1 pseudogene is annotated in these 300 nt (G+C 68.7%); it reads right to left on the bottom strand.

The annotated features are described in order from the left end of the window. Nucleotides 1-300 (bottom strand): annotated as a pseudogene (locus SM191_RS19695) (electron transfer flavoprotein subunit alpha/FixB family protein); the annotation flags it as partial.

Genomic DNA, 300 nt, shown 5'->3' with positions numbered 1-300 from the left:
GATCTGCATCACATCGATCAGCGCGGCGACACGCGGCGCGATGTTCTTGCCGGTGGTGGTCGACGGGGCGAGGAAGGCGTCGTGGCTCTCCATCAGCTTGGCCACCAGCGGTGCGACGTTTTCCGCGAGCGCATTCGCATAAGCCGCGTCATCGGCGACATGGACCTTGCCCACGCCCGCGATCTTGGCGGCGGCCTGCGTGACACCGTCCACGCCCTGACCGGCGACGATCAGGTGGACCTCGCCCAGCTTCGACGCCGCCGTGACGGTCGCCAGCGTGGCATCCTTGACGGCCCCGCC

The sequence above is a fragment of the Sphingomonas sp. 2378 genome (assembly GCF_038084995.1).
Taxonomy (GTDB): Bacteria; Pseudomonadota; Alphaproteobacteria; order Sphingomonadales; family Sphingomonadaceae; genus Sphingomonas.
Note: the sequence above shows the minus strand (reverse complement) of the source record. Positions and strands in the feature narration are given on the sequence as shown.